The organism is Paenibacillus kribbensis (assembly GCF_002240415.1).
GTDB classification, from domain to species: Bacteria; Bacillota; Bacilli; order Paenibacillales; family Paenibacillaceae; genus Paenibacillus; species Paenibacillus kribbensis.
On the sequence record NZ_CP020028.1, the window covers coordinates 5,530,890 to 5,537,500 of the forward strand.

Genomic DNA, 6,611 nt, shown 5'->3' on the forward strand with positions numbered 1-6,611 from the left:
CTTTCCTTACCAACCACGATCCTGCATACGCTCATGCGATGCCAGCTTGGAAATTTCAATGCCCTTCATAGGAGTACCCAAATTCTTTGATACCTCTGCAATCAGCTTGTAGTCTGTATAATGAGTGGTTGCTTCCACGATTGCTCTAGCGAATTTCTCAGGGCTGTCTGATTTGAAAATACCAGAACCCACGAAGACACCATCAGCGCCCAGATGCATCATCAATGCGGCATCAGCAGGTGTTGCTACGCCGCCCGCTGCAAAGTTAACCACTGGCAGCTTACCATGCTCATGCACTTCCAGCAGCAGCTCGTAAGCAACGCCGAGGTTTTTTGCTTCTGCATACAGCTCGTCCTTCGACAGGTTTTGTACCTTCCGAATTTGGCCGTTGATAAAACGCATATGTCGAACAGCTTCAACAATATTTCCTGTTCCAGGCTCACCCTTTGTACGAATCATAGATGCGCCTTCGCCGATACGACGCAGTGCTTCTCCCAGATCCTTGGCTCCACAAACAAATGGAACGGTGAACTCCCGCTTATCGATATGGAAAACTTCATCCGCAGGTGTCAGCACTTCACTCTCATCGAGATAGTCAACGCCGAGAGATTCCAGCACCTTGGCCTCCACAAAATGGCCGATACGCGCCTTAGCCATAACAGGAATAGAAACAACCTTCATAACCTCTTCCACAATCGTCGGATCAGCCATACGAGCGACCCCACCAGCTGCACGGATATCTGAAGGCACCCGTTCAAGAGCCATTACAGCTGTAGCGCCTGCTGCCTCCGCAATTTTAGCCTGTTCAGCGTTCATGACATCCATAATCACGCCGCCTTTTTGCATCTCTGCCATACCTCTTTTAACACGCGAAGTTCCCGTTTCCATATCGTTGCCTCCTGTAAGCGTTACGTTTAGATTCTAACTTAATATTTTACCGCACCGACGCCAAATACACAATCATTTCTAGCTGCAAAATAAGCAATGAAGAAGGTGCATTGTGTTTCTCTCGCTAATTAGAAGAGGTTTTTAATACTCTGGAACAAATCACCAAAGAAATCTCCGATTGCCCGGAAAAGCATCCGGAACCAGCCGCCTTCTTCCACTGCCGTCGTCGTAACCAAATCCACAGTTTTTACCTGGCCTTTATCCGAGCCATCTGTTTTGTACGTATACGTGATTGTTCCGACTTTTGCCCCTTGCTTCAATGGCGCCACGAGAGAGCTTGCCGGCGTTATGTTCGTTGTGAAAGTTACCTTAGGATTGCTCGCGCCCTTAGGCACGATAAAACTTACTGCATCCTTGGTCACAACAGACACTTCTGTTTCTTTACCTTTGGTGACAGGCACATTCTCTATACCCTTAACTACTGTCTTTGGTGCTACAACCTGTTTCACTTCAAAATTATCAAAACCATAGTTCAGTACTTTAGCCGTCTCCGTAAAACGGTGAGGTTCAGAGTCTGCTCCCATAACTACACTAATAAGGCGCATTCCGTTGCGCTCGGCTGTTCCGGTAAAGCAGTTCCCCGCGTTGGTCGTATGGCCGGTTTTCATTCCATCCAGACCCGGATAGGCAAACTTTCTAAAGTTGGTGATATTTTTGTTTGCTTCCAGCATCCAGTTGTAGTTAACAATCGGTGCCTTGTCCGTCGGACGGAATTTATAGGATTGAATCGTCGTAAATCGTGTGTAATCCGGATGGTCCTTAATAATGTTGCTCGCTAGTGTTGCCGCATCTCTCGCTGTCATCACAGTCTCCCGATCTGTATTCGGCTGATAGGCTGTCGGCATATCCTTACGGTCTAATCCTGTAGAGTTGATGAAATACGTGTTTTTCATGCCCATTTTTTGGGCGGTCTCATTCATTAATTTAACAAAATCCTGCTCCGTCCCAGATACACGCTCCGCAAGGGCTACCGTTGCATCATTAGCAGAACCTACCGCCATGGCAATATAAAGCTCTTCTACCGTATGTTGATCACCTTGAGCCAAAAAAATACGCGATCCGATGCTCTTAGCAGCGTTCTCATTAACAGTTACCTTGTCGGTCCATTTGAGCTTACCCTGCTTGACCTGCTCAGCCACGATGTATTCGGTCATCATTTTAGTCATACTGGCTGGCGGAAGCGGCTCATCCGGGTTCATGGACAGCAGCACCTGCCCTGTGGAAGGCTCAATCAGGATAGCGGAACGTAGTGCCAGACTTGGCGGGTTAATGGAGCCTGTCCCCGTGATTTTAGTAGCCTCTGTTGTCGCTCCCGCGGCAAAAGTAGCCACAGTCGGATCGAAATGGCCTACAACAGGCAACACCGACATATACATCAAATTGAGCGCCATAACAGCAGTTACGCTTTTCTTAATCATACTGCGTTTGTTATTTTGTTTTTGATTGTTCGCTTTCAAATGAATACAAACTCCTCTCATACCTCAACCCGATCCGCTACGTATAACGAGGCGGTGGTTATAGCCTCTACTAGGCAAATGTAATTAATGTTTTAGTGTCTTATCGTTCATTGGATTTCATCTTCTAAGTTCGGATCTGTCATGAGCATACTATGCTCGTATCTCTGATCCAGCAGGCACTCATTCAAGAGTCTTGGTGTGTCTTTACTTTATCAATAACTCTATAAAATGGCGTACACTTGTCTATTCTATCACAGGGGTATCTCTAAAAAAAGACAGGCAGAGCGAAATGCGCTCTGCCTGTCGTCAAGTCTATCAAAGCTGAACTCTATAAAGAGTAGTTTGGTGCTTCTTTCGTAATTTGTACATCATGCGGATGACTTTCGCGCAGACCTGCGCCAGTAATACGGATAAAGCTTGTATCGTTGCGAAGCTCCTCAATATTAGCTGTACCGCAATATCCCATACCGGAACGTAGACCGCCCAGCAGTTGATGAACAGTGTCGGATAGTGGCCCTTTATAAGCAACACGTCCTTCGATACCTTCCGGTACCAGCTTCTTATCGTCATCTTGGAAATACCGATCTTTACTACCCTGCTTCATCGCAGCCATTGAGCCCATACCCCGATATACTTTAAAGCGGCGTCCTTGATAGATTTCGGATTCGCCCGGGCTTTCTTCCGTACCTGCAAAAAGACTTCCCAGCATTACCGCGGAAGCTCCTGCCGCAATGGCCTTTGTAATCTCGCCGGAGTATTTAATACCACCGTCTGCAATAATCGGAATATTATACTCCCGTGCTACGGTTGCACAATCATAAATAGCTGTTATTTGTGGAACACCAATACCTGCAATTACGCGAGTTGTACAGATAGAGCCTGGACCAATTCCGACTTTTACGACCGAAGCCCCTGCTTCGATCAACTCACGCGTTCCGTCACCAGTAGCTACATTGCCCGCTACAATGGTCAGATCTGGGTAAGCACTACGCAACTTGCGAACCGCCTCGATAATGTTAATATGATGACCGTGAGCAGAATCCACGACAATCACATCTACGCCAGCTTTTACAAGTGCTTCAGTGCGATCAAATGTATCTTTGGAAATACCGACAGCCGCACCGACCAGAAGACGCCCCTGTACATCTTTCGCTGCGTTTGGAAATTGAATAGCCTTCTCAATATCCTTAATAGTGATAAGACCTTTGAGATAATTTTCATCATCGACCAAAGGAAGTTTTTCAATTTTATGCTTTTGCAAAATAACTTCCGCTTCCTGTAAAGTCGTTCCTACAGGCGCAGTTACCAGTTCTTCCTTCGTCATAACTTCACTGATTTTAAGATTAAAATCATGAATAAAGCGAAGATCGCGGTTAGTAATAATACCAACCAGCTTGTTTTCTTCGTTTACAATAGGTACACCAGAAATCCGATATTTCCCCATAACCGCCTCAGCATCGGATACCAAGTGATCTGGATTCAATGAAAATGGATTGGTGATTACACCGCTCTCCGAGCGTTTAACCCGATCCACCTCTTCCGCTTGTTGTTCAATCGACATATTTTTATGAATAATACCGATACCACCCTCACGAGCCATCGCAATTGCCAGCACTGCCTCAGTAACAGTATCCATACCAGCACTCATCAAAGGAATATTCAGCTTCACGTTATCACTCAAACGAGTCGCCACGCTAACTTCTTTAGGTAGAACCTCCGACTTACGAGGTACCAGCAAAACATCGTCAAAGGTAAGGCCTTCCTTACCAAATTTATCTTCCCACACCAAGATGATCCTCCTTCAAATGTTTAGTCTGTATTAGTCTTGTTGTCTGTCCGACATGGACAAATCAAGGCTCTCTGAAAATATATTATTGCAATCTTAGCAAAGCGGTATAGGGGTGTCAAGCCTCCATCAGCGGTCCTAACCCTTAGTATTTCCCTGTACAAACAAGTGTACTCCTACGAAGGACATCCTTTATAAATAAGCGTTTCCAAATAAACCAGGTCATCCTTAAATGGATATTTCTAACTTGGGAAAGCAGTATAGAAGCAATTCAATTCTATAGATTGTTTGGCCGTATACAAAATAGAACCATGATCTCATTGAGATCATGGTTCTATTCGTTTGTTGCTTGGCAACGTCCTACTCTCCCAGGACCCTGCGGTCCAAGTACCATCGGCGCTGGAGGGCTTAACGGTCGTGTTCGGGATGGGTACGTGTGGAACCCCTCCGCTATCGCCACCAAACATGAATTTGCCTCGCAAATTCTTCCGTATTGAAACTTGATTCATCACATATCGTGTGAATGAATTTCAATGCGTATTTCGTATGCACTTGTACATACCTTCAAGGTGTTACACCCTGAAAACTGGATCCGAAACTCTATTGCGTCCTATCTTTAGGATAAGCCCTCGACCGATTAGTATTGGTCAGCTCCATGCATTACTGCACTTCCACCCCCAACCTATCTACCTCGTCGTCTTCAAGGGGTCTTACATACTGGGAAATCTCATCTTGAGGGGGGCTTCACGCTTAGATGCTTTCAGCGCTTATCCCTTCCGTACATAGCTACCCAGCTGTGCTTCTGGCGAAACAACTGGTACACCAGCGGTACGTCCATCCCGGTCCTCTCGTACTAAGGACAGCTCCTCTCAAATTTCCTACGCCCACGACAGATAGGGACCGAACTGTCTCACGACGTTCTGAACCCAGCTCGCGTACCGCTTTAATGGGCGAACAGCCCAACCCTTGGGACCTACTTCAGCCCCAGGATGCGATGAGCCGACATCGAGGTGCCAAACCTCCCCGTCGATGTGGACTCTTGGGGGAGATAAGCCTGTTATCCCCAGGGTAGCTTTTATCCGTTGAGCGATGGCCCTTCCATGCGGTACCACCGGATCACTAAGCCCGACTTTCGTCCCTGCTCGACTTGTAGGTCTCGCAGTCAAGCTCCCTTCTGCCTTTGCACTCTTCGAATGATTTCCAACCATTCTGAGGGAACCTTGGGGCGCCTCCGTTACTCTTTAGGAGGCGACCGCCCCAGTCAAACTGCCCACCTGACACTGTCCTCGTACCGGATCACGGTACCAAGTTAGAACCTAGATACGATCAGGGTGGTATCCCAAGGATGCCTCCCCTCAAGCTGGCGCTCAAGGCTCGACGGCTCCCACCTATCCTGTACAGATCGTACCCAAATTCAATATCAAGCTGCAGTAAAGCTCCATGGGGTCTTTCCGTCTTGTCGCGGGTAACCTGCATCTTCACAGGTATTAAAATTTCACCGGATCTCTCGTTGAGACAGCGCCCAAGTCGTTACGCCATTCGTGCGGGTCAGAATTTACCTGACAAGGAATTTCGCTACCTTAGGACCGTTATAGTTACGGCCGCCGTTTACTGGGGCTTCGGTTCATAGCTTCGCCCGAAGGCTTACCACTCCCCTTAACCTTCCAGCACCGGGCAGGCGTCAGCCCGTATACTTCGCCTTGCGGCTTCGCACAGACCTGTGTTTTTGCTAAACAGTCGCTTGGGCCTTTTCACTGCGGCCCCCTCGGGCTATTCACCCTACCGAGGCACCCCTTCTCCCGAAGTTACGGGGTCATTTTGCCGAGTTCCTTAACGAGAGTTCTTCCGCGCGCCTTAGAATTCTCTTCTCGCCTACCTGTGTCGGTTTACGGTACGGGCACCTTCTCCTGGCTAGAGGCTTTTCTTGGCAGTCTGAGATCATGACCTTCGCTACTGCAATTTTCGCTCCCCATCACAGCCCAGCCTTATGATGTGCGGATTTGCCTACACACCAGCCTCACTGCTTGGACGGACATCCATCAGTCCGCGTCACTACCCTACTGCGTCACCCCATCGCTCATAGCGGATTACGGTGGTACAGGAATTTCCACCTGTTGTCCTTCGACTACGCCTATCGGCCTCGCCTTAGGTCCCGACTTACCCTGAGCGGACGAACCTTCCTCAGGAACCCTTAGGCTTTCGGCGGATCTGATTCTCACAGATCTTTTCGTTACTCATACCGGCATTCTCACTTGAATGCAGTCCAGCGCTCCTTTCGGTACACCTTCAACCCGCATTCAACGCTCCCCTACCCCTGATGCAAAGCATCAAGCCATAGCTTCGGTGGTGTGTTTAGCCCCGTTACATTTTCGGCGCAGAGTCACTCGACCAGTGAGCTATTACGCACTCTTTCAATGATG

General features: G+C 48.0%; 3 protein-coding genes and 2 rRNA genes (1 of these 5 only partly in view). All 5 read right to left on the reverse strand.

Going from position 1 to position 6,611, the window contains the following annotated elements; genetic code table 11:
* Positions 1–6 precede the first annotated feature (6 nt).
* A complete protein-coding gene (gene pdxS / locus B4V02_RS24770) occupies positions 7–888 on the reverse strand; it encodes a pyridoxal 5'-phosphate synthase lyase subunit PdxS (protein ID WP_094156803.1) in 882 nt (293 codons plus the stop codon).
* A 128-nt stretch (positions 889–1,016) separates the two neighbouring features.
* Positions 1,017–2,405: a D-alanyl-D-alanine carboxypeptidase family protein gene (locus tag B4V02_RS24775; protein ID WP_007428068.1), complete on the reverse strand. Its 1,389-nt coding sequence runs from the start codon at positions 2,403–2,405 to the stop codon at positions 1,017–1,019.
* Positions 2,406–2,733: 328 nt separating this feature from the next.
* Positions 2,734–4,191: an IMP dehydrogenase gene (gene guaB / locus B4V02_RS24780; protein WP_094156804.1), complete on the reverse strand. Its 1,458-nt coding sequence runs from the start codon at positions 4,189–4,191 to the stop codon at positions 2,734–2,736.
* Between the two features lie 347 nt (positions 4,192–4,538).
* Positions 4,539–4,655, reverse strand: a 5S ribosomal RNA gene (rrf, locus tag B4V02_RS24785).
* A gap of 153 nt (positions 4,656–4,808) precedes the next feature.
* Positions 4,809–6,611: ribosomal RNA gene (locus B4V02_RS24790) — 23S ribosomal RNA — on the reverse strand; it runs 1,123 nt beyond the window's last position.

Coding starts and splice junctions, on each gene's coding strand:
- pdxS (WP_094156803.1), bottom strand. CDS start 888: ATGGAAACGGGAACTTCGCGTGTTAAAAGAGGTATGGCAGAGATGCAA.